Origin of the sequence: Pseudomonas hygromyciniae (genome assembly GCF_016925675.1) — a bacterium.
Lineage (GTDB): Bacteria > Pseudomonadota > Gammaproteobacteria > Pseudomonadales > Pseudomonadaceae > Aquipseudomonas > Aquipseudomonas hygromyciniae.
This window is the reverse complement of sequence record NZ_CP070506.1, coordinates 3,579,581-3,603,316: the sequence shown is the minus strand read 5'-3', so window position 1 is coordinate 3,603,316 and position 23,736 is coordinate 3,579,581. Positions and strand designations below refer to the sequence as shown.

The 23,736-nt window shown below is 60.3% G+C and carries 17 protein-coding genes and 4 pseudogenes; 6 read left to right on the top strand and 15 right to left on the bottom strand.

All coding sequences use genetic code 11. The features are described from left to right. Positions 1-27: 27 nt before the first annotated feature. Positions 28-1,840 (bottom strand): annotated as a pseudogene (locus JTY93_RS15930) (sigma-54-dependent Fis family transcriptional regulator). A gap of 336 nt (positions 1,841-2,176) precedes the next feature. Between JTY93_RS15930 and JTY93_RS15925 the strand changes: the two are divergent. The 6 genes and pseudogenes from JTY93_RS15925 to JTY93_RS15900 all read left to right on the top strand — a co-directional run bounded on the left by JTY93_RS15925 (position 2,177) and on the right by JTY93_RS15900 (position 8,237). Beyond that, the gene (locus JTY93_RS15925; protein WP_205478266.1) at positions 2,177-3,271 is read left to right on the top strand and encodes an ABC transporter ATP-binding protein; all 1,095 of its coding nucleotides are present in this window, start codon (positions 2,177-2,179) and stop codon (positions 3,269-3,271) included. Then, on the top strand, positions 3,271-4,368 hold the full coding sequence (locus tag JTY93_RS15920) for an ABC transporter ATP-binding protein (protein WP_205478267.1): 1,098 nt from the start codon (positions 3,271-3,273) through the stop codon (positions 4,366-4,368). Before JTY93_RS15925 ends, JTY93_RS15920 begins: the two co-directional genes overlap by 1 nt. Further along, positions 4,365-5,231, top strand: coding sequence for a carbohydrate ABC transporter permease (locus tag JTY93_RS15915; protein WP_029293322.1), 867 nt, complete (start codon positions 4,365-4,367; stop codon positions 5,229-5,231). The genes JTY93_RS15920 and JTY93_RS15915 overlap by 4 nt, the downstream gene beginning before the upstream one ends. A gap of 10 nt (positions 5,232-5,241) precedes the next feature. Further along, positions 5,242-6,042: a carbohydrate ABC transporter permease gene (locus JTY93_RS15910; RefSeq protein ID WP_017735079.1), complete on the top strand. Its 801-nt coding sequence runs from the start codon at positions 5,242-5,244 to the stop codon at positions 6,040-6,042. A gap of 10 nt (positions 6,043-6,052) precedes the next feature. Then, positions 6,053-6,325 (top strand): DUF2160 domain-containing protein, encoded by a 273-nt coding sequence (locus JTY93_RS15905; RefSeq protein WP_029293327.1) that lies wholly within the window; start codon positions 6,053-6,055, stop codon positions 6,323-6,325. Between the two features lie 173 nt (positions 6,326-6,498). Next, positions 6,499-8,237: pseudogene (locus JTY93_RS15900) on the top strand (ABC transporter substrate-binding protein). 73 nt (positions 8,238-8,310) lie between these two features. Here the strand turns inward: JTY93_RS15900 and JTY93_RS15895 are convergent. From JTY93_RS15895 to JTY93_RS15830, 14 genes and pseudogenes are all read right to left on the bottom strand, one after another. Next, complete coding sequence (locus JTY93_RS15895) at positions 8,311-8,625, bottom strand: helix-turn-helix domain-containing protein (protein WP_070995473.1); 315 nt, start codon at positions 8,623-8,625, stop codon at positions 8,311-8,313. Further along, entirely contained in the window at positions 8,622-8,966 is a 345-nt protein-coding gene (locus JTY93_RS15890) for a type II toxin-antitoxin system RelE/ParE family toxin (protein WP_070995472.1), read from the bottom strand. Before JTY93_RS15890 ends, JTY93_RS15895 begins: the two co-directional genes overlap by 4 nt. Positions 8,967-9,204: 238 nt before the next feature. Continuing rightward, the gene (gene nuoN, locus JTY93_RS15885; RefSeq protein WP_065944419.1) at positions 9,205-10,668 is read right to left on the bottom strand and encodes an NADH-quinone oxidoreductase subunit NuoN; all 1,464 of its coding nucleotides are present in this window, start codon (positions 10,666-10,668) and stop codon (positions 9,205-9,207) included. 7 nt (positions 10,669-10,675) lie between these two features. Beyond that, entirely contained in the window at positions 10,676-12,208 is a 1,533-nt protein-coding gene (nuoM, locus tag JTY93_RS15880) for an NADH-quinone oxidoreductase subunit M (protein WP_205478268.1), read from the bottom strand. Positions 12,209-12,263: 55 nt separating this feature from the next. After that, positions 12,264-14,117 (bottom strand): NADH-quinone oxidoreductase subunit L, encoded by a 1,854-nt coding sequence (nuoL, locus tag JTY93_RS15875; protein ID WP_205478269.1) that lies wholly within the window; start codon positions 14,115-14,117, stop codon positions 12,264-12,266. Then, a complete protein-coding gene (gene nuoK, locus JTY93_RS15870) occupies positions 14,114-14,422 on the bottom strand; it encodes an NADH-quinone oxidoreductase subunit NuoK (RefSeq protein ID WP_003174727.1) in 309 nt (102 codons plus the stop codon). The genes nuoL and nuoK overlap by 4 nt, the downstream gene beginning before the upstream one ends. Positions 14,423-14,424: 2 nt before the next feature. Then, positions 14,425-14,928, bottom strand: a complete 504-nt coding sequence (nuoJ, locus tag JTY93_RS15865) for an NADH-quinone oxidoreductase subunit J (protein WP_017476146.1) — start codon at positions 14,926-14,928, stop codon at positions 14,425-14,427. Positions 14,929-14,937: 9 nt separating this feature from the next. Beyond that, positions 14,938-15,486, bottom strand: coding sequence for an NADH-quinone oxidoreductase subunit NuoI (gene nuoI / locus JTY93_RS15860; protein ID WP_003174725.1), 549 nt, complete (start codon positions 15,484-15,486; stop codon positions 14,938-14,940). An 11-nt stretch (positions 15,487-15,497) separates the two neighbouring features. Further along, positions 15,498-16,505, bottom strand: a complete 1,008-nt coding sequence (gene nuoH / locus JTY93_RS15855; protein ID WP_017737147.1) for an NADH-quinone oxidoreductase subunit NuoH — start codon at positions 16,503-16,505, stop codon at positions 15,498-15,500. Beyond that, positions 16,502-19,215 (bottom strand): annotated as a pseudogene (gene nuoG, locus JTY93_RS15850) (NADH-quinone oxidoreductase subunit NuoG). Before nuoG ends, nuoH begins: the two are co-directional and overlap by 4 nt. A 135-nt stretch (positions 19,216-19,350) precedes the next feature. Further along, positions 19,351-20,706, bottom strand: a complete 1,356-nt coding sequence (gene nuoF, locus JTY93_RS15845; protein ID WP_029293356.1) for an NADH-quinone oxidoreductase subunit NuoF — start codon at positions 20,704-20,706, stop codon at positions 19,351-19,353. Next, complete coding sequence (gene nuoE, locus JTY93_RS15840) at positions 20,703-21,200, bottom strand: NADH-quinone oxidoreductase subunit NuoE (protein ID WP_029293358.1); 498 nt, start codon at positions 21,198-21,200, stop codon at positions 20,703-20,705. Before nuoE ends, nuoF begins: the two co-directional genes overlap by 4 nt. Positions 21,201-21,202: 2 nt before the next feature. After that, positions 21,203-22,987: an NADH-quinone oxidoreductase subunit C/D gene (gene nuoC / locus JTY93_RS15835; protein WP_033896875.1), complete on the bottom strand. Its 1,785-nt coding sequence runs from the start codon at positions 22,985-22,987 to the stop codon at positions 21,203-21,205. Positions 22,988-23,059: 72 nt separating this feature from the next. Then, a pseudogene (locus tag JTY93_RS15830) lies at positions 23,060-23,733 on the bottom strand (NuoB/complex I 20 kDa subunit family protein). Between the last annotated feature and the right edge of the window lie 3 nt (positions 23,734-23,736).

The window sequence follows — 23,736 nt, the reverse complement described above, 5'->3', positions numbered from 1 at the left end:
TCTTAAGGAAAAACGCAGGATTTACGGCTATGGCGCGGCGCGTAATCGTTTGTATAAGGTATTGCGGCTGACCCCCAGCTCCCGCGCCAAGTGGGAGATATTGCCGCCGACCGCTGCCAGTTGTTGCTGCAGATTTTGGCTATCGTCCAGATCGCCCATGACGAGCGGTGTGGGGGGCGAGGCTTGCCCCAGGTCGACAAAAAAATCATCTGGCAGGTGCTCCGGGCGGATCGGCTGGTCTTCGGCCATGGCCAGCGCCACCTGCATCACGCTGCTGACCTGGCGCAAGTTGCCTGGCCAAGGGTGTTGCTCGAATAACGCCAGCACTTCAGCACTGAGGCCGGCCCACTGCGTGGGGTCGCGGTGCTGTTGCCACAGTTGCTTGAATAGCGCCTGTTTGTCACTGCGCTCGCGCAGGGGTGGCAGTTCCAGGGTCAGGCCGCCGATGCGGTAGTACAAGTCCTCACGAAACCGTCCGACCTGCACCCTGTTCGCGTAGCGAACGGTTGGTGGCCGAGATAATTCGCAGGTCTACCGGGAACAATTCGCTGCTGCCCACCGGCTGCACGCAGCGCTCCTGCAATACCCGCAGCAGCCGGGCCTGGGTCGGGAGGGGCATGTCACCGATCTCATCGAGAAACAGCGTGCCTTTGTCAGCCTTGCGGATCAAACCGATGCTGCCCTTTTGATTGGCGCCGGTGAACGCGCCTTTTTCGTAGCCAAACAGCTCCGATTCCACTAACTCGGCCGGAATTGCCGCACAGTTGACCGCGATAAAAGCCTGCTGGCTGCGGGAACTGGCCTGGTGCAGGGCTTTGACGAAGACTTCCTTGCCCACGCCGGTTTCGCCATGGATCAGCAACGGGATGTCTTTTTCCAGCAGGCGTTCGGCCTGGCGCACGGCTTTTTCCACGCGGCTGTCGCCAAAATGCAGGGTCTTGAGACCGATGGGCACGGCGGCCGGCTCGCTGAAGACCCTGGCCTGCACCGGCGCCTGCTTGGGGCGTTTGAGCAGGCACTGGAAACGGTTGCGTCCCGCAGCTTGCAGGGCGAAGGGCAGGCCTTCGGGTTGGTTGAGCAACTCCAGCAGCGAGACCTTGAACAGGCTGTCGATCATCACCCTCGACAGGCTGATGCCCAGCAGGTTGTCGGCGCGGCGATTGGCTGACAGCACCTGGCCACTTTCATCGAAGATCAGCAGGCCGGCCCATTGGCTGTCGAGGTTGTTCAGGCCGGTGTTGAAGGTCAGTTGGAAGTGGTCACCGCCAAACAGGTTGAGGATCAGCCGGTTTTCCACGGTCTGGCTCATCATCTTGACCATACCCAGGGTGTGGGAGGGTGGCAGGTAGCTGTCGCTGGACACATCCAGCACCGCAATGATTTCGCGGTTGGCATCAAAGATCGGCGCAGCAGAACCGGTCATGAAACGGTTGGCCTTGAGGAAGTGTTCGTCATGCTCGATGTGCACCGCCTGGGCGCAGGCCAGTGCGGTACCGATGGCGTTGGTGCCGGTAGAGCGCTCCCGCCAACTGGCCCCTGCGCTGAAACCACGGGCCAGCTTGGGTTCGATAAAGCGCTGGGTGCCCCAGGAGGTCAGGACCTGGCCCTGGTTGTCGGCAAGCATGATCAGGCAGTTGGAATTGCTGAGGATGTTCTCGTAGTAGGGCAGCACTTCTTGGTGGGTGGTCTGGACCAGCGCGTGCTGGCTCTCTAACAACTGGCTGATGCCCTCGGCGGGCAGTTGGTCGAAGCTGGGGGCGCTCTGGTGATCCAGGCCAAAGGCACGGCAGCGGCGCCAGGAGTCCTGGATGATGGTGTCATGGGGCAGCAATGGGGGCAGGTGCGGTCATGGGGTGACCTTCTTTTATTGTTGTTATGAACCGTGCACCGCTCACCTTGTGGGAGCTGGCTTGCCTGCGATGGCGACTTCACAGACGCCATCGCAGGCAAGCCAGCTCCTACAGGTTGAACGGTTTTGCTGAGCTTATTCAGTGTTGTTCAGAACTGTTCATTGTCAACCCGGCGGTTGTTCAATTGTTCAGTTGTGAATGTTCATTTCTGTTCAGTACTGAGCAGCAGTTCTACCTAAGTCTCTGGTAAATAAATACTTTTTGTTATTGGCACGAAACTCGCTCTGACCTTGGCAGAACAATTCCAATAAGAAAAAGGGTGTGTCATGTCATTGACCCTGGAACATGTGACCCGCGTTGTCGAAGGCCAGACCTGGATCGACGACGTCAACCTGCGCTTTGAAGCCGGCTCCTTCAATGTGCTGCTGGGCCGTACGCTGTCTGGCAAAACCAGCCTGATGCGCCTGATGGCCGGCCTGGACAAGCCCGACAACGGGCGCATCCTGATGAACGGCGTCGATGTCACCCACAGGCCGGTGCGCTTGCGCAATGTATCGATGGTGTACCAGCAGTTCATCAACTACCCGACCATGACGGTGTTCGAAAACATCGCCTCGCCTTTGCGCCAGGCCGGGGTGTCCAACGAACTGATCCGCAGCAAGGTGCTGGAAACCGCGAAGATGCTGCGCATCGACAAGTTCCTGCAACGTCATCCCCTGGAGTTGTCCGGTGGCCAGCAGCAACGCACGGCCATGGCCCGGGCGCTGGTCAAGGATGCCGAATTGATTTTGTTCGATGAGCCTCTGGTGAACCTGGACTACAAACTGCGCGAAGAGCTGCGTCAGGAAATGCGCGAGCTGTTCAAGGCCCGCAACACCATTGCCATTTATGCCACCACAGAACCCAACGAAGCCCTGGCGCTGGGCGGCACCACGACCATCCTCCACGAAGGCCGGGTGATCCAGAGCGGCAAGGCCGCCGAGGTCTATCACCAACCGCAGACGGTATTGGCAGCCGAGCTGTTTTCCGAGCCGCCGATCAACCTGATGCCGGGGCGCATCAGTGGCAATGAAGTCAGTTTCGCCAACGATGTGCACTTTCCGTTGAACGTGGACCTGCGCCCGATTGGGGAGGGCGAGTTCCGATTTGGCGTGCGCCCCAGCCATATCAGCCTGGTGCCCAGCAATGACGATGATCTGGAGCTGGCGGTGACCGTGGAGGTGGCGGAGATCAGCGGCTCGGAAACCTTCTTGCATGTGCGCAGCGAGCATTTCCTGCTGGTATTGCACCTGCCGGGAGTCCACGAGTACGACGTGGATGCGCCGATCCGGATCTATATTCCGACCCATAAACTGTTTGTGTTCGATGGTCAGGGCCGTTTGGTCCAAGCCCCCGGGCGCCGTGTCGCGAGGGTTGCCTGATGGCCGAGATCCATTTGCAGAACCTGGCGCATAGCTATAGCCCTACACCCGCAGGGCCTGAAGACTACGCCATTCGCGAAATGAACCACATCTGGGAGCAGGGCGGCGCCTACGCATTGCTCGGCCCCTCGGGTTGTGGCAAGTCAACCTTGCTCAACATCATCTCCGGCCTGCTCAGCCCTTCGGAAGGCCAGGTGCTGTTCGACAGCAAGGTGGTGAATGACCTGACCCCGGAAAAGCGCAATATCGCCCAGGTGTTCCAGTTCCCGGTGGTGTACGACACCATGACCGTGTTCGATAACCTGGCATTCCCCCTGCGTAACCAGGGTATGGCTGAGGCGAAAGTGCACAGCAAGGTGCAGGAAATTGCCGAGGTGCTCGACCTGCAGAGCCTGCTGGGCAAAAAAGCCCGCAACCTTAGCGCCGATGAAAAGCAAAAGGTCTCGATGGGCCGTGGCCTGGTGCGCGATGACGTCTCCGCGATCCTGTTCGACGAGCCGCTGACGGTGATTGATCCGCACCTGAAGTGGAAGCTGCGGCGCAAGCTCAAGCAGATCCATGAGCAGTTCAATATCACCATGGTCTACGTCACCCACGACCAACTGGAAGCCTCGACCTTTGCCGACAAGATCGCGGTGATGTACGGCGGGCAGATTGTGCAGTTCGGCACTCCGCGGGAGTTGTTCGAGCGCCCCAGCCATACCTTTGTCGGCTATTTCATCGGTAGCCCGGGGATGAATCTGATTGAGGTGCAGGCCGATGCCGGTGGGGTACGGTTTGCCGGGACGCATCTGGCGTTGTCCGAGGTGCAGCAACGGCAGCTCGCAGAAAAGGACTACAAGAAACTGCAGGTCGGTATTCGTCCCGAGTTTATCCATGTGTGGGACGAGCCCAATCCCGACGCGTTGCAGGCCGACGTCACACATGTCGAAGACCTGGGCACCTACAAGATCCTGACCCTTAACCTCGACGGCGCGCCGTTGAAAGTGCGCCTGGCCGAAGACAAGCCAGTGCCCGAGGGCCACGCATCCATCAGCTTCCCGGCGCAATGGCTGATGGTGTATGCCGACGATTACCTGCTGGAGGTGCGGCCATGAACAAGGTGCAGAACAACAAAGCCTGGTGGCTGGTGTTGCCGGTGTTCCTGCTGGTGGCGTTCAGTGCGGTGATCCCGATGATGACCGTGGTCAACTACTCGGTGCAGGATATTTTCGATCAGTCCAGCCGCTATTTCGTCGGGGCCGACTGGTACAAACAGGTGCTGCTGGACCCACGTCTGCATGACTCGCTGCTGCGCCAGTTCATCTATTCGGCATGTGTGTTGCTGATCGAGATCCCCCTGGGCATTGCCATTGCCCTGACCATGCCCACCAAAGGCCGCTGGTCGTCCCTGGTGCTGATTGTGATGGCCATCCCGCTGCTGATCCCGTGGAACGTAGTCGGCACCATCTGGCAGATCTTCGGCCGTGCCGATATCGGGCTGCTGGGTTCGAGCCTGAATGCCATGGGCATCAACTACAACTACGCCGCCAACACCATGGACGCCTGGGTCACGGTACTGGTGATGGATGTATGGCACTGGACTTCCCTGGTGGCGCTGCTCTGTTACTCGGGGTTGCGGGCCATACCGGATGTGTACTACCAGGCGGCGCGGATTGATCGGGCGTCGGCCTGGGCGGTATTCCGACATATCCAGTTGCCAAAGATGAAGAGCGTGCTGCTGATCGCCGTGATGCTGCGCTTCATGGACAGTTTCATGATCTACACCGAGCCTTTCGTACTGACCGGCGGCGGGCCGGGGAATGCGACGACCTTCCTCAGTCAGACCTTGACCCAAATGGCCGTAGGCCAATTCGACCTGGGTCCGGCGGCGGCGTTTTCCCTGGTGTATTTCCTGATCATCCTGTTGGTGTCCTGGCTGTTCTACACCGCCATGACCCACTCCGACGCCAACCGCTGAGGCCGCCAACATGAGCAAGCGCAAGGTCATTCCGCTGCTGATCTACATCCTGTTCCTGCTGGTGCCGATCTACTGGCTGCTGAACATGTCCTTCAAGAGCAACACTGAAATCCTCGGCGGCCTGACGCTGTTTCCGCAGGATTTCACCTTGGCCAACTACAAGGTGATCTTCACCGATCCCAGTTGGTACACCGGGTATCTCAACTCGCTGTACTACGTGAGCCTGAACACGGTTATTTCCCTGACCGTGGCGCTACCGGCGGCCTACGCGTTTTCGCGCTATCGCTTCCTTGGCGACAAGCACCTGTTCTTCTGGCTGCTGACCAACCGCATGGCGCCGCCGGCGGTGTTCCTGTTGCCGTTTTTCCAGCTGTATTCGTCCATCGGCCTGTTCGATACGCATATTGCTGTGGCCCTGGCCCACTGCCTGTTCAACGTGCCGTTGGCGGTGTGGATCCTGGAAGGCTTTATGTCAGGGGTGCCCAAGGAAATCGACGAAACGGCCTACATCGATGGCTATAGCTTTCCGAAGTTTTTCGTGAAGATCTTTATCCCGCTGATTGGCTCGGGGATCGGTGTCACGGCGTTTTTCTGCTTTATGTTTTCCTGGGTCGAACTGCTGCTGGCGCGCACCCTGACGTCCGTCAATGCCAAGCCGATTGCCGCCGTGATGACCCGCACCGTGTCAGCGTCGGGGATTGACTGGGGCGTGCTGGCGGCTGCTGGGGTGTTGACCATTTTGCCGGGCATGCTGGTGATCTGGTTTGTTCGCAACCATGTGGCCAAGGGCTTTGCCCTGGGCCGGGTCTGAGGAAACGATGATGGAATGGATGGCCTGGACCACCCCGACGGCACTGTTTTTTGCGGCGATTGCCCTGTTGCTGGCGGGCATGACCACGTGGGAGCTGCGTTCTCCGAGTATTCCCCGGCGCGGCTTGTTACCGATCAGCACCACCCGTGGTGATCGCTTGTTTATCGGTCTTCTCGGGAGCGCCTACCTGCATCTGCTGGTGATCGGCGTTACCGGCTGGAGCATCTGGGTGGCGTCCGCGCTGTCTGTGGTGTGGCTGTTGTCTGTGATGCGTTGGGGCTGAGGTGGTCCCCATACCCCTGTAGGAGCGAGCTTGCTCGCGAAAGTCGTCAACGATAACGCAGGTTGTCTGGATTAACGCGGTGTCTTGGGGTTTTTCGCGAGCAAGCTCGCTCCTACACGGGGCGGGGCATCTGTCGGACCCGTTTGAAATCAACCAGGAGGTCTCTATGTTCGATAAAAAACAATAAGCTGCGACATAGCATTTCATTGGCCGCGGTCTTGGCCCTCAGCGGTTTGAGTGCTGCGGCCTGGGCCGATGCGTACGAAGATGCCGCGAAAAAGTGGATCGGCAGCGAGTTCAAACCGTCCACCCTGACGGAGGCCCAGCAGCTTGAAGAGCTGAAGTGGGTTTATCAAGGCCGCCGAGCCGTTTCGTGGGATGAAGATCAATGTGGTGTCGGAAACCCTCACCACCCACGAGTACGAATCCAAGGTGTTGGCCAAGGCCTTCAGTGAAATCACCGGGATCAAGCTGACCCACGACTTGCTGCAGGAAGGCGACGTGGTGGAGAAACTGCAAACCCAGATGCAGTCGGACAAGAATATCTATGACGGTTGGGTCAACGATTCCGACCTGATTGGCACGCACTTTCGCTATGGCAAGACCGAATCCATCACCGACCTGATGGCCAATGAAGGCAAGGACTTCACCTCGCCGACCCTGGACCTCAAGGACTTTATCGGTATCTCGTTTACCACCGCGCCGGACGGCAAGATCTATCAGTTGCCCGACCAGCAGTTCGCCAACCTCTACTGGTTCCGTGCCGACTGGTTCGAGCGCGCCGACCTCAAGGCCAAGTTCAAGGAAAAGTACGGCTATGAGCTGGGCGTGCCGGTGAACTGGTCGGCCTACGAGGATATCGCCAAGTTCTTCAGTGAAGACGTCAAGGAAATCGACGGTAAGCGCGTGTATGGGCATATGGACTACGGCAAGAAGGATCCTTCCCTGGGTTGGCGCTTTACCGATGCCTGGTTTTCCATGGCTGGTGGCGGCGACAAGGGCCTGCCCAACGGCTTGCCGGTGGACGAGTGGGGGATACGGGTCGAGGACTGCCACCCGGTGGGGTCCAGCGTGACCCGTGGCGGCGACACCAACGGCCCGGCTGCGGTATTTGCCACGCAGAAGTATGTCGACTGGATGCGCGCCTATGCGCCACCGGAAGCGGCGGGCATGACTTTCTCCGAGTCCGGGCCGGTGCCGTCTCAAGGCAACATCGCCCAGCAGATCTTTTGGTACACCGCCTTTACCGCTGACATGACCAAGCCCGGCCTGCCGGTGATGAATGCCGACGGTACGCCGAAGTGGCGCATGGCGCCGTCGCCACGCGGGCCGTATTGGGAGGAGGGGATGAAGCTGGGGTATCAGGACGTGGGGTCCTGGACGTTCCTCAAGTCCACGCCTGAAAAAACAAAAACTCGCGGCTTGGCTCTACGCGCAGTTCGTGACGTCGAAAACCGTTTCCCTGAAAAAAACCATCGTCGGCCTGACGCCCATCCGCGAATCCGACATCAACTCCCAGGCCATGACCGACCTGGCCCCCAAACTCGGCGGACTGGTGGAGTTCTACCGCAGCCCGGCGCGGGTGCAGTGGACACCGACCGGCACCAACGTGCCGGATTATCCGCGCCTGGCCCAACTGTGGTGGAGCCACATTTCGGAAGCCGCCAGCGGCGAGAAAACCCCGCAACAAGCGCTGGATGGCCTGGCCAAGGACCAGGACGCGATCATGACGCGCCTGGAGCGCTCCAAGGTGCAGCCGATCTGCGGACCGAAAATGAACCCCGAGCGCGATGCCCAGTACTGGTTCGACCAGCCGGGCGCACCGAAGCCGAAACTGGCGAACGAGAAGCCCAAGGGTGAAACCGTGAACTATGCGGACTTGCTCAAGTCGTGGGAGGCGGCGCGCAAGTGAGGTAGGGCGGATAGCAAAACGGCACCGTGAGGTGCCGTTTTTGCTGATGTGCGAAAGATCGCTTCACCTACGATCAGCTAAGCAACGCCAGGCGCTCCACCGTATCCGGAAATTTTGATACCAGACGAATCAGCGTGGCTGCCTGGGCATTGGGGCGTGCGCGACCTTGCTCCCAGTTTTCCAGGGTGCGTGTATTGGTGCGTAGGTACATGGCAAATACAGCACGGGAAAGATTGAGTTGTTGTCGTACTGCAATCACGTCTTCAGCGGTAAGAGGGGCCAGTTTGTTTTGCTGCACGGTATGAGTACGTAGGGTGACCTTGCCTTGGCGCTCGTTGGCCAAGGCATCGAAGCCTTCGACCAGTTCGGAATAAATGTCACGTTTCATGTGAATCCTCTCGCGTTGATTTCCCTGTCCAGCAGTTGCTTGAGGGCTTTTTTGTGTTGTGGGCTCAAGTCGCTTTGCTCGTGCTTGCCGTACAGCGTGAACAACCAAAATTGAGTGCCGCCTGACCACCAGTAGTAGATGACGCGTAATCCACCCCGTTTGCCTTTGTTTCGTCGTTCATCGACGAAGCGCAGCTTGCGTAACCCACCGGTGCCTTCCATCACGGCTCCCGCTTCGGGGTTCTTCATTAGCTCTTGTTGAAAGCCGTGAAACAGTTCGTCAGTCAGGTAGTCCTTGCGGTACCGCTCAAAGGGCGGCAGTTCGATAAATAGAGCATCCATGTTCTGTACGTAGCCTGCGTATAGTTTGGTGGCCCATCTGCCAGGGGTCAAGTGAACCTGGCGTGGGATTCTTCCTAAAGCGCATACACCATACGAGCGGCTCTGGCAGGTAGATGCCAGACACGGAGGCATTTCAGTAAGGAATATTCCTTGAGCTGGGCAGGGAGCTTGAACCTTTCCCAGAAACGCAAAACGGCACCCTAAGGTGCCGTTCTGTTTACTGCTTGAGCTTAAGCGATCAACCTGCCATCACCGCATGCTGCACCAGGGTGAGCAACGGTTGTGGGTACACGCCCAGGAAGAATGCCAGCAGGGCGATAGCCAGCAGCATCACGCCGCCTGCTTTCTGTTCCCAGTGCAACTCGGCATCCACACGGCGCAGGTTTGGCTCGATCAGGTACAGGGTGACCATCACGCGCAGGTAGTAGAACACGCCGATGGCACTGCCCAGCACCAGGGAGGCAACCAGCCACCACTCGTGGGCTTCGACACCGGTTGCGACGATGTAGAACTTGCCGATAAAGCCTGCGGTCAGCGGGATACCGGCCAGGGACAGCATCATCACGGTCAATACGGCGGTCAGGTACGGACGGCGCCAGAACAGGCCGCGGTATTCGTACAGGGCGTCGGCGTCACGGCCTTTGTAAGGCGAGGACATCAGGGTGATTACGCCGAACGCGCCGAGGCTGGTGATCACGTAGGTGACCAGGTACACGCCGATGGCTTCCACGGCCAGGCCTTTGCTCGCCACCAGGGCGATCAGCAGGTAGCCGAAGTGCGCGATAGACGAATAACCCAGCAGACGCTTGAGGTTGTTCTGGGTCAGGGCCAGCAGGTTACCGAACAGGATCGACGCGATGGCGATCACGGTCAGCACATCACTCAGCACGCCGGTGTTGGCGGCAGGGGAGATCTGGAACAGACGCACCATCACCGCGAACACAGCGACTTTCGAAGCGGTAGCCAGGAACGCGGCTACCGGCGCCGGGGCGCCTTCGTACACGTCTGGGGTCCACAGGTGGAACGGTACCAGCGACAGCTTGAACGCCAGGCCAATCAACATCATCGCCAGGCCGAGTTGGGCGATGGGCGCAGGCATGCTGGTGGCGGCCAGGGCGTGGCCGATACCGCTGAAGCTCAGGCTACCGGCTTCGGCGTAGAGCAGGGCCATACCGAACAACAGGAACGCGGAACCGGCGGCCGACAGCACCATGTACTTGATGCCGGCTTCCAGGGAGCGCTTGTTGAAGAAGGCGTACGCCACCAGGCCGTAGGTCGGGATCGACAGCAGTTCCAGGCCGATGAACAAACCGGCCAGGTGCTGCGCGCTGACCAGCACGATACCGCCGGCCGCAGCCAGCAGGATCAGCAGGTACAGCTCTTCGCGGTTGCCCGGGTAGCCAGTGCCGCCTTCGCCGAGGTAAGCGTGGGCGAGGGTGACGCAGGCCAGTGTCGCAACGAGGATCAACGCGGTGTACAGCAGCGCGAAGTCATCGATCATGACCAGCGGGGTCACCGCCAGTGGGGCGACCTTGAGTGCCGGGATAATCGACAGCAAGGCCAGGTTCAGACCTGCGGTGGACAGCAGGAACGTCTGCGAGTGATTGCGGCGCCAGGCGATTGCCAGCATCACCACCACAATGGTGAGGCTGGTAATCAGCAGCGGCGCAAGCGCGATAAAGTGTTGGATCGTGAATTCCATAGCGCTCTTACCGGGCCGAAGCGAGTTGAGTGAAGGCGGTGCTCAACCACTGCTGCACGCCATGCATCGTGGCGGCAGAGGTGTCGAGGAACGGTTGCGGATACACGCCGATGTACACCAGCAGTACCGCAAGGCCGAGCACCATGATCAGTTCGCGAGCATCCATCCCTTTGAGGACGGCGTCCGACTTGGTCGGGCCGAAGTAGGCGCGGTGGATCATGATCAGCGAGTAGACCGAACCGAACACCAGGCCGGAAGTGGCAATCGCGGTGATCCATGGCGCACTGACGAAGCTGCCCATCAGGATCAGGAACTCACCGACAAAGTTACCCGTACCCGGCAAGCCCAGAGACGCGGCGGCAAAGAACAGGCTGATCGCCGGCAGGTACGCGATACGCGACCAGATGCCGCCCATCTCACGCATGTCACGGGTGTGCAGGCGCTCGTACAACTGGCCACTGAGGATAAACAGTGCGGCTGCCGAAACACCGTGAGCCAGCATCTGGATCACCGCGCCTTGCAACGCCAGTTGGCTGCCGGAGTAGATGCCGATCAATACGAAACCCATGTGGGAAACGGACGAGAAGGCAATCAGACGCTTGATGTCGGTTTGCGCGAAGGCCAGGAATGCACCGTAGAAGATCCCGATCAGACCCAGGGTCATGGCGATCGGCGCAAACTCGGCCGAAGCATTCGGGAACAGCGGCAGGGCGAAACGCAGCAGGCCGTAGGCCGCCGTCTTCAACAGGATACCAGCCAGGTCCACGGAACCTGCGGTTGGTGCCTGGGCGTGAGCGTCAGGCAGCCAGGAGTGGAACGGTACAACCGGCAGCTTCACTGCGAAGGCGATGAAGAAACCGAGCATGAGGATGTACTCGGTGGTCATCGACATCTTGGTTTTCAACAGGTCGGCGTAGTTGAAGGTAATCACGCCGGTGTTGTTGAAGTTGACCAGGACCAGGCCCAGGATCGCCACCAGCATGATCAGGCCGGAAGCCTGAGTGAAGATGAAGAACTTGGTCGCCGCGTAGATCCGGGTTTTCTTGCCGTCCGAAGAACTGTGACCCCAGAGCGCGATGAGGAAGTACATCGGCACCAGCATCATTTCCCAGAAGAAGAAGAACATGAACAGGTCGAGGGCGAGGAACACGCCGACCACGCCGCCCAGGATCCACATCAGGTTCAGGTGGAAGAAGCCCACGTGACGCTGGATTTCTTTCCAGGAGCAAAGTACCGAGAGGATACCTAGCAGGCCGGTCAGCAGGATCATCAACAGCGACAGGCCGTCGAGGGCCAGGTGCACGTTGATGCCGAAGCGTTCGATCCAGACGTGCTTGAATTCAAGCGCGAAGGTTGGATCGACACCCGGTGCCGGAGCAAATGAATAGTCGCCGTGGGCCCACAGCCAGAGGCCGAGTGCGAGTTCCAGGGACATGGTCAGCAACGCAATCCAGCGGGGCAGGGTGGCGCCGAAGCGTTCACCCATCCAGCAGAGCAGGCCGCCGATAAAGGGGATCAGGATTAGCCAGGGCAGAATCATGACGGGCTCGTTTCCTTTCGCAAGTTCGCAAAGTACGCAGTGCACTTAAACATAGTCAGACCGCAACCACGACGATGGCGCCGATCACCAGCACGGCACCAGCAGCCATGGAAGCTGCATACCAACGCAATTGGCCGGTCTCGGTGCGGCTCAGGGCGGAGTGACCGGCCTTGGCAGCACGCGGGATCAAACCAATGGTCTGGTCGAGCGGGTCTTTGCGCAGTACATGGCTGATCGCAAGGTAAGGCTTGACGAACAGTTTGTCGTAGATCCAGTCGAAGCCCCAGGCGGCGAACCACCAGGCCGAAAGGAAGCGGCCAATGCCACTGTTGGCCACGGCAGTCACGAAGCGACGCTTGCCAAGGAACAGCATGGCCGCCAGCAGGATACCGGCGATGGCGATGGCGCCCGAGGCGATTTCCAGGCTGTGCTTGGCGTCACCGCCAGCATGTCCAACGCTTTGTGGCAGTACGCCAGCCAGTGGCGGGGTGATCATGGCGCCGACGAAAGTCGACAGGATGATCAGCACCGACAGCGGCAGCCAGTGGGAGATGCCGTGGCCTGCGTGGGCTTCAGTCTTGGCTTCACCGTGGAAGGTGATGAAGATCAGGCGGAAGGTGTACAGCGAGGTCATGAACGCACCCACCAGGCCGGCGTACAGCAGGCCTTGGTTACCGCTGGCAAAGGCTTCCCAGAGGATTTCGTCTTTGGAGTAGAAACCTGCGGTCACCAGTGGCAGGGCTGCAAGCGCGGCACCACCGACGATGAAGCTGGCGTAGGCCAACGGCAGTTTCTTCCACAGGCCACCCATCTTGAAGATGTTCTGCTCGTGGTGGCAGGCAACGATCACCGCACCGGAAGCGAGGAACAGCAGGGCCTTGAAGAAGGCGTGGGTCATCAGGTGGAAGATCGCGCCGTCCCAGGCGCCGACGCCCAGGGCCAGGAACATGTAGCCGATCTGGCTCATGGTCGAGTAGGCGAGGATCCGCTTGATGTCGGTCTGCACCAGCGCGGCGAAGCCGGCCAGTACCAGGGTCACGCCACCTACCAGGCCCACCAGGTGCAGAATCTCTGGCGCCAGGGTGAACAGGCCGTGGGTACGGGCGATCAGGTAGACACCGGCGGTCACCATGGTGGCGGCGTGGATCAGTGCCGACACCGGGGTAGGACCGGCCATGGCGTCTGCCAGCCAGGTTTGCAGTGGCAGTTGTGCCGATTTACCCACAGCGCCACCCAGCAGCATCAGGGTCGCCAGGGTGATCCAGAAGTCGCCGACCTGGAATTTCTGTGGTGCCAGCACCAGCAGTTCCTGGATATTGAGCGTGCCCACCTGTTGGAACAGGATGAACAGGCCGATGGCCATGAACACGTCGCCGATCCGGGTCACGACAAAGGCTTTGAGTGCCGCGTTACCGTTGTTGCGGTTGCTGTAGTAGAAACCGATCAACAGGTACGAGCACAGGCCCACGCCTTCCCAGCCGAAGTACAGGAACAACAGGTTATCGCCCAGCACCAGGAACAGCATGCTGGCGATAAACAGGTTGGTGTAGGCGAAGAAGCGCGAGTAACCGGCCTCACCGCGCATGTACCAGGACGCGAACAGGTGGATCAGGAAACCCACGCCTACCACCACGCCGAGCATGGTGATCGACAGGCCGTCGACGTACAGGGCGAAGTCAGGCTTGAAGCCCTCGACCGCCATCCACTGCCACAGCACCAGGGTGTAGTGACCGGCTTCTGGCGGCGCCACGTTGAATTGCCAGATGACGTAGGCCGCGACAATCGCCGACAGGCCAATGGAACCCACGCCGACCAGGGCCGAGAGGTTTTCCGACCAGCGTCCACGGGAGAAGGACAGCAGCAGGAAACCGATCAGGGGGAATACGAAAGTCAGAAAGATCATGTTCATCCGCGCATCTCACTGGCAGCGTCGATATCAAGCGTGTGGAAGCGACGATACAGTTGCAGCAGGATCGCCAGGCCAATACTGGCCTCGGCGGCTGCCAGGCTGATCACCAGGATGAACATGACTTGTCCATCCGGCTGGCCCCAACGCGCACCTGCCACGATGAACGCCAGTGCTGCAGCGTTCATCATGATTTCCAGGCTCATCAACACGAACAGAATGTTACGGCGAACCATCAGGCCGACCAGGCCAAGGCAGAACAGGATGCCGGCGACCGCCAGACCATGCTCCAAAGGGATAGCAGGCATCGTCATTGCTCCTTGGCTTCGTTGCGGCCCAAGTGGAAGGCCGTGATGGCTGCAGCGAGCAGCAGCATCGAAGCCAGTTCGACCACCAGCAGGTACGGGCCGAACAGGCTGATGCCCACGGCCTTGGCGTCTACGGTGGTGTGGCCGATGGCCTGGCCGCTCTGGTGAGCGAACAGTACATACAGCAGCTCAGCCAGCAGCAGCGCTGCCAGGATCACCGGGCCAAGCCAGATGCCGGGCTTGAGCCAGACGCGCTCCTGGGCGACCGAAGCCGGCCCCAGGTTGAGCATCATCACCACAAACACGAACAGCACCATGATGGCGCCAGCGTAGGCGATCACTTCCAGGACACCGGCAAACGGTGCGCCGAGGCTGAAAAAGGTCATGGCCACGGCGATCAGCGAAATGATCAGGTAGAGCAGGGCGTGCACGGGGTTGGTGTTGGTGATCACGCGAAGCGTGGACACCACTGCAATACCCGATGCGAAATAGAAAGCGAATTCCATCTTTCTTCCTTAAGGCAGCAAGCTCTTCACGTTGATCGGCTCGGCTTCGTTTTGTGCGGCGCCCTTGGGCTTACCGGCAACGGCCATACCTGCAACACGATAGAAGTTGTAATCAGGGTTTTTACCGGGACCAGAGATCAAAAGATCTTCTTTCTCGTACACCAGGTCCTGACGTTTGAACTCGGCCATCTCGAAATCCGGTGTGAGCTGGATCGCGGTGGTCGGGCAAGCTTCCTCGCAGAGGCCGCAGAAAATGCAGCGCGAGAAGTTGATGCGGAAGAAGTCCGGGTACCAGCGACCGTCTTCGGTTTCAGCTTTCTGCAGGGAGATACAGCCAACCGGGCACGCCACGGCGCACAGGTTGCAGGCTACGCAACGCTCTTCGCCATCGGGGTCGCGGGTCAGCACGATACGGCCGCGATAGCGCGGCGGCAGGTACACCGCTTCTTCCGGGTATTGCAGGGTGTCGCGTTTGCGAAAGCCATGGCCGAAAACCATCACCAGGCTTCGCAACTGGGTACCGGTACCCTTAACGATGTCGCCAATATATTTGAACATGGGTCAAATCCTCACTGAACCGCGCCCGCTGGCGTGTTCAACAACACAACGGCAGCAGTCACCAGCAAATTGATCAGGGTCAGCGGCAGGCAGAAGCGCCAGCTGAAATCCATCACCTGGTCGTATCGTGGACGCGGAATGGAAGCGCGCAGCAGGATAAACAACATGATGAAGAACGCGGTCTTGAGGAAGAACCAGAAGAACGCCAACTGCGGCAGGATGCCGAACGGACCGTGCCAGCCGCCGAAGAACAGCGTGACCAGCAGGGCCGAGATCAAGATGATGCCGATGTACTCACCGACGAAGAACATGCCCCATTTCATGCCGGCGTATTCAATGTGGTAACCGTCGGCCAGTTCCTGTTCCGCTTCCGGCTGGTCGAAGGGGTGACGGTGAGTCACGGCCACGCCAGCGATGAAGAAGGTACAGAAGCCAAAGAACTGCGGAATGATGAACCACAGGTTCTGCGCCTGGTACTCAACGATGTCGCGCATGTTGAACGAGCCAACCTGCACCACGATGCCCATCAGCGCCAGGCCCATGAACACTTCGTAGGACACAGTCTGGGCCGAGGCCCGCAAGCTGCCCAACAGAGCGAATTTGTTGTTACTGGCCCAACCGGCGAACAGCACCGCGTAGACCGACAGGCCGGCCATGGCGAAGAAGAACAGCAAGCCGATGTTCAGGTCCGCCACGCCCCAGGTCGGGGTGATCGGGATGATCGCGAAGGCGATCAGCAAGGCGCTCATGGCCACGACCGGTGCCAGGGTGAAGATCACCTTGTCGGCAAACGGCGGGGTCCAGTCTTCCTTGAAGAACATTTTCAGCATGTCGGCAGCGATCTGGAACATGCCGAATGGGCCAACGCGGTTCGGACCGTAACGGTCCTGCCACCAGCCCAGCAGGCGACGTTCGACGAAGCTGAGCAGGGCGCCCGCGACGACCACGGCCAACAGGATCACGATGGCCTTGACCACCGAGATGATCACGTCGATCACTTCAGGAGTGAACCAAGTCATTGCGCTGCCTCCTGCAGACCGTCAACGGTTTTGCCAAAGATTGCCGGTGGAATCCCGGCGAGGCCTTTGGCAGTGCAACCAGGCCAGCACCCAGCTCATCGTTGATGCGCAGCGGCAGACGCAGGGTCTGGCCGGCTACGTTCAAGCTGAGCAGGGCGCCGTCGTTGACGCCCAGGCGATCGGCTTCGGACTTGGCCACGGACACGTAGGCTTGTGGAATGCGCTCTTGCACCGGTGCGGCTTTGGAAGAGGTCTCTTCGCTGCCGAACAGATGGAAGAACGGCACAACCTGCCAGGTGCCCTGGGCCGGGTTGAACGGACGCGGTACGGCCGCGAACCAGTTCAGCGAGTCGCCGGTGCTTTCGATCAGGCGGGTGCCCGGGTCGCCAGCGCGGATATGACCACCGACTTCGTCCTGGAACTTGTTCCAGGCCTGCGGCGAGTTCCAGCCCGGCGACCAGGCAAATGGCACCTGCTGACGCGGCTCGACCGAACCCGAGTAACCTTCCATGGAGAAGGCAAACGCGGTGTCGTTGTCTTGCGGGGTACGCGGTTCGTGCACGCTGATGTCAGCGCGCATGGCGGTACGCCCGGAGTAACGCAGCGGCTCACGGGCCAGCTTCATGCCCTTGATCCGGAACGACGCGGACGGTGCAGCATCGACGATACGCGCCAGTTGCGGTGCGCTCGCGGCGACGGCTGCGGTGACGTGGTCAAGTTGGGTCCAGTCGATCGGCTGGTTCAGCAGGGTTGCGCGCAGGGCATGCAGCCAGCGCCAGCCTTCATGAACCAGGATGCTGGCGTCCATGTACTTCGGATCGAACACCTGGAAGAAGCGCTGGGCGCGGCCTTCCTGGCTGACCAGGGTACCGTCGCCTTCAGCGAAGGTAGCGGCTGGCAGTACCAGGTGGGCACGGTCGCTGGTGGCAGTCTTCTGGTGATCGGCGACGATCAGGACTTTGGCGGCATTTAGTGCAGCGTCAACCTTGGCGGCATCGGTGCGGGTGTACAGGTCGTTTTCCAGCACCACGATGGCGTCGGCATTGCCGTCGATCACCGCTTGCAGGGCTGCGTCCACGGAATCTCCGCCGAGCATGGCCAGGCCAAGGCTGTTGGCTTCCGGTACGACCAGGCTGATGGAACCGTTCTTCTCGCGCAGCTTCAGGGCTTTGGCGATGTTGGCGGCGGCTTCGATCAGCGCTTTGGAACCCAATGAGGTACCGGCAATGATCAATGGACGCTTGGCCGCCAGCAGGGCGTCGGCGATGCGCTGGGCCAGGGCCACGGCTTCTGCGTCCAGGCCTTCGACGGCAGGTGCGCTGGCGTCAAGGGCGTGGGCCACGGCGAAACCGATGCGGGCCAGGTCGTCTGGTGCTGCGTGCACGCATTCTTCGGCGATATCGTCGAGCTTGGTTTCAGCCAGGCTTGCAATAAACAGCGGGTTCAGCGCGTGCTGGCCGATGTTTTTCACCGCGGCGTCGAGCCAAGGCTGCACGCGCATGGCGTCGGCCATTTCTTCGGCCTTGCCTTTGACCGACTGGCGCAGGGACAGGGCGATGCGGGCAGCGGTCTGGGTCAGGTCTTCACCGAGCACGAAGATTGCGTCGTGGTCTTCGATGTCGCGCATGTTCGGCACGGGCAACGGGCTGTCGTTCAGCACCTGGAGGACCAGGCGGATGCGCTCCAGCTCAGCGGCTTCGATACCACTGTAGAAGTGCTCGGCACCGACCAGCTCGCGCAACGCGTAGTTGCTTTCGAGGCTGGCGCGTGGCGAACCGATACCGACGATGTTACGGCCGCGCAGCAGGTCGGCGGCTTTATCCAGCGCGGCGTCCAGGCTCAGCTTGGCGCCATCGGCCAGCAACGGTTGGCGCGGACGGTCTTCGCGGTTGACGTAGCCATAGCCGAAACGGCCACGGTCGCACAGGAAGTACTGGTTGACCGAACCGTTGAAGCGGTTTTCGATGCGACGCAGTTCACCGTAGCGCTCGCCCGGGGAGATGTTGCAACCGCTGGAGCAGCCATGGCAGATGCTCGGCGAGAACTGCATGTCCCACTTACGGTTGTAGCGCTCGGAGTGAGTCTTGTCGGTAAACACACCGGTCGGGCAGACCTCGGTGAGGTTGCCGGAGAACTCGCTTTCGAGCACGCCGTCTTCAACGCGACCGAAGTACACGTTGTCGTGGGCGCCGAATACGCCGAGGTCGGTGCCGCCGGCGTAGTCTTTATAGAAGCGTACGCAGCGATAGCAAGCGATGCAGCGGTTCATTTCGTGGGAAATGAACGGGCCCAGTTGCTGGTTCTGGTGGGTACGCTTGGTAAAGCGATAACGGCGCTCGTTATGGCCGGTCATCACCGTCATATCTTGCAGGTGGCAGTGACCGCCTTCCTCACAGACCGGGCAGTCGTGGGGGTGGTTGGTCATCAGCCACTCGACAACGCTGGCGCGGAACGCCTTGGATTCTTCATCGTCGATGGAGATCCAGGTGTTGTCGGTGGCTGGCGTCATGCAGGACATGACGATACGACCACGGGTGTCGTTTTCATCGGTGTACTGCTTGACCGCACACTGGCGGCAGGCACCGACGCTACCAAGCGCGGGGTGCCAGCAGAAATAAGGGATGTCGAGGCCTAGTGACAGACACGCCTGTAACAGGTTGTCTGCCCCATCGACTTCGAGCGCTTTGCCGTCTACGTGGATAGTGGCCATGGTTCAAAGTTCTTCGTTGGCCCGTTGTCAGCGGGCGTGGCTAATGGAATCTTGTTATTCATGTGCATCAACACAGCCTTCAAGGCGTCAGCACATGACAAAGCGAAGGGCACGGACCCTTCGCTTATTGAAGCGTTACGCGCCGACTACGATCGGCTTTGCCAGAGGCGGGACGGCGGCGCTTTTTGGCGCGATGCCGGCTTCGAACTCCGAGCGGAAGTACTTGATTGCGCTGCCCAGTGGCTCCACGGCGCCCGGTGCGTGAGCACAGAAGGTCTTGCCCGGGCCGAGGAAACCGACCAGGCCCAGCAGGGTCTCGATATCCCCCGGCTGGCCTTCGCCTTTCTCGATAGCCATCAGAAGCTTGACGCTCCACGGCAGACCATCGCGGCACGGGGTGCAGAAACCACAGGATTCACGGGCGAAGAACTGCTCCATGTTGCGCAGCAGCGAGACCATGTTCACGGTGTTGTCCACCGCCATCGCCAGGCCGGTACCCATCCGGGTGCCCACCTTGCCGATGCCGCCGGCATACATCTGTGCATCCAGGTGCTCGGGGAGCAGGAAGCCGGTACCGGCGCCGCCTGGCTGCCAGGCCTTGAGGGTGTAGCCGTCGCGCATGCCGCCGGCGTAGTCCTCGAACAGCTCGCGGGCGGTCACGCCGAATGGCAGTTCCCACAGGCCAGGGTTCTTGACCTTGCCAGAGAAGCCCATGAGCTTGGTGCCCATGTCTTCGCTGCCTTCGCGGGCCAGGGATTTGTACCAGTCCACGCCGTCGGCGATGATCGCCGGCACGTTGCACAGGGTCTCGACGTTGTTGACGCACGTCGGCTTGCCCCACACGCCAACGGCGGCGGGGAAGGGCGGCTTGGAGCGCGGGTTGGCGCGGCGGCCTTCGAGGGAGTTGATCAGGGCGGTTTCTTCACCGCAGATATAACGCCCGGCGCCGGTGTGCACGAACAGCTCGAAGTCGAACCCCGAACCGAGGATGTTCTTGCCCAACAAGCCTGCGGCCTTGGCTTCTTCGACGGCACGGTTCAGGTGCTTGGCGGCGGTGGTGTATTCGCCACGCAGGAAGATGTAGCCACGGTAGGTTTTCAGTGCGCGGGCACTGATCAGCATGCCTTCGATCAGCAGATGGGGCAGTTGCTCCATCAGCATGCGGTCCTTCCAGGTATTGGGTTCCATTTCATCGGCGTTACACAACAGGTAACGGATGTTGATGGACTCGTCTTTCGGCATCAGGCCCCACTTCACGCCCGTGGGGAAGCCAGCACCGCCGCGACCTTTAAGGCCTGCGTCCTTCACGGTCTGGACGATATCGTCCTGGGCCATGTCGGCAAAAGCCTTGCGTGCTGCGGCATAGCCGTTCTTGGCCTGGTACTCGTCAAGCCATACAGGCTCGCCGTCGTCACGCAGGCGCCAGGTCAGCGGGTGGGTTTCGGCCGAACGCTTGATCAGGTTGGCCGGGCCAAAGGAAGTCAGGGTCATGGGTAGCCCTCGAGCAATTGGGTGACGCCAGAAGCCTGGACGTCGCCGAATGTGTCGTCGTCGATCATCAACGCCGGCGCCTTGTCGCAGTTGCCCAGGCAGCACACCGGCAGCAGGGTGAAGCGGCCGTCTGCAGTGGTTTGGCCCAGGCCGATGCCCAGCTTGCTCTGGATCGCGTCGACTACCGACTCATGGCCACCGATGTAGCAGACCATGCTGTCGCACACGCGAATGATGTGGCGGCCGACCGGCTGGCGGAAGATCTGGCTGTAGAACGTCGCCACGCCTTCCACATCGCTGGCCGGGATGCCGAGGATCTCGCCGATGGCGTAGAGGGCGCCGTCGGGCACCCAGCCACGTTCCTTCTGGACGATCTTCAAGGCTTCGATCGACGCCGCGCGCGGGTCTTCGTAGTGATGCAGCTCGTGCTCGATGGCCGAGCGCTCGGTTTCACTCAAGGTGAAACGGTCTGTCTGGATAAGCGTGCTGTTCATGCTTAGCGGTCCACGTCGGCCATAACGAAATCGATACTACCCAGGTACGCAATCAAGTCCGCGACCATCTCGCCTTTGATCACCGAAGGGATCTGCTGCAAGTGCGCGAAGCTTGGGGTACGAATCCGGGTGCGGTAGCTCATGGTGCCGCCATCGCTCGTCAGGTAATAACTGTTGATACCCTTGGTCGCTTCGATCATCTGGAAGGACTCGTTGGCCGGCATCACCGGGCCCCACGAGACTTGCAGGAAGTGCGTGATCAGGGTTTCGATGTGTTGCAGGGTGCGCTCTTTAGGCGGCGGCGTGGTCAGCGGGTGATCCGCCTTGTACGGGCCTGCCGGCATGTTGCGCATGCACTGCTCGATGATTTTCAGGCTCTGGCGCATTTCTTCGACACGCACGATGCAGCGGTCGTAGGCATCGCCATTGGCCGCCAGCGGCACTTCGAACTCGAAGTTCTCGTAGCCGGAGTACGGGCGCGCCTTGCGCAGGTCGAAATCGCAACCGGTCGAACGCAGGCCAGCACCGGTGACGCCCCATTCCAGGGCTTCCTTGGTGTTGTACTGTGCGACGCCGATGGTCCGGCCCTTGAGGATGCTGTTGTCCAGGGCGGCTTTCTGGTACTCGTCCAGACGCTTGGGCATCCAGTCGATGAACTCCTTGACCAGGCGCTCCCAGCCGTTCGGCAGGTCGTGGGCCACACCGCCGATGCGGTACCAGGCCGGGTGCAGGCGAAAGCCCGTGATGGCTTCGATGACCTTGTACGCACGCTGACGGTCGGTGAAGGTGAAGAACACCGGGGTCATGGCGCCAACGTCCTGGATATAGGTACCCAGGAACAACAGGTGGCTGGTGATCCGGAAGAACTCGGCCATCATGATGCGGATGGTATCGACGCGGTCTGGCACCTTGATACCGGCCAGCTTCTCGACCGAGAGCACGTACGGCAGGTTGTTCATCACGCCGCCGAGGTAGTCGATACGGTCGGTGTACGGGATGAAGCTGTGCCAGGACTGGCGTTCGGCCATCTTCTCGGCACCACGGTGGTGGTAGCCGATGTCGGGCACGCAGTCGACGATTTCTTCGCCGTCCAGTTGCAGGATGATACGGAACGCACCGTGGGCCGAAGGGTGGTTCGGGCCCAGGTTGAGGAACATGTAGTCCTCGTTGGTGCCGGAGCGTTTCATGCCCCAGTCTTCCGGGCGGAAGCGTGCGGCTTCTTCTTCAAGCTGCTGCTTGGCCAGGTTCAGGCTGAACGGATCGAATTCGGTGGCGCGCGCCGGGAAGTCCTTGCGCAGCGGGTGACCTTCCCAGGTCGGCGGCATCATGATGCGCGTCAGGTGCGGGTGGCCCGGGAAGTCGATGCCGAACATGTCCCAGACTTCGCGCTCGTACCAACTGGCGTTCGGCCAGATACCGGTCACGGTCGGGATGCTCAGGTCGCTTTCCGAGAGGGCAACCTTGATCATCACGTCGCTGTTACGTTCCAGCGACATCAGGTGATAGAACACGGTGAAGTCGGCGCCGCTCGGCAGCCCCTGGCGCTTGGTGCGCAGACGCTCGTCCACGCCATGCAGGTCATAGAGCATGACGTACGGCTTGGGCAGGTTGCGCAGGAAGGTCAGGACTTCGACGAGTTTGGCACGCGCCACCCACAGCACCGGCATACCGGTGCGTGTGGCCTGTGCGGTGAAGGCGTCAGGGCCAAAACGGTTGTTGAGTTCGACGACCACATCCTGGTCGTCTGCCTTATAAGGCGGGATGTACAGAGCACTGCCTGTAGTCATGGTTTTTTATCGCTTTCGGTCAACGTAAAGAATGAAGCCAGGTTTTCGTTCTATAAAAGAAGCGGTTCTGGATCAGACTTCGTCGGGGCTGCGCAGGTTGGTGACTGCGATTCGCTGTTCGCGGCGCTGTTCCTTTGTGACGGCATCTCGGCGCGGTACACGCCCTGATCTCCGACAACCCAGGAAAGTGGGCGACGCTCCTTGCCAATCGATTCCTGCAGCAACATCAAGCCTTGCAGGAATGCTTCAGGGCGAGGCGGGCAGCCAGGCACGTAGACGTCCACGGGCAGGAACTTGTCCACCCCCTGAACCACGGAGTAGATGTCGTACATGCCACCGGAGTTGGCGCACGAACCCATGGAGATAACCCACTTTGGCTCGAGCATTTGCTCGTAGAGACGCTGGATGATCGGCGCCATCTTGATAAAGCAGGTACCGGCGATAACCATGAAATCCGCCTGGCGCGGCGATGCCCGGATAACTTCGGCGCCAAAGCGCGCGATGTCGTGGGGCGCCGTGAAGGCGGTGGTCATTTCCACGTAGCAGCACGAAAGGCCGAAGTTGTACGGCCACAGGGAATTCTTGCGCCCCCAGTTGACCGCGCCACTCAGCACGTCTTCCAGCTTGCCCATGTAGATGTTTTTGTGGACTTGATCTTCTAACGGATCGGAGACGGTTTCCCGTTCGCCGATGGGGTACTGATCGTTAGGAGCATCCGGGTCGATCCTGGTGAGATTGTATTGCATCGC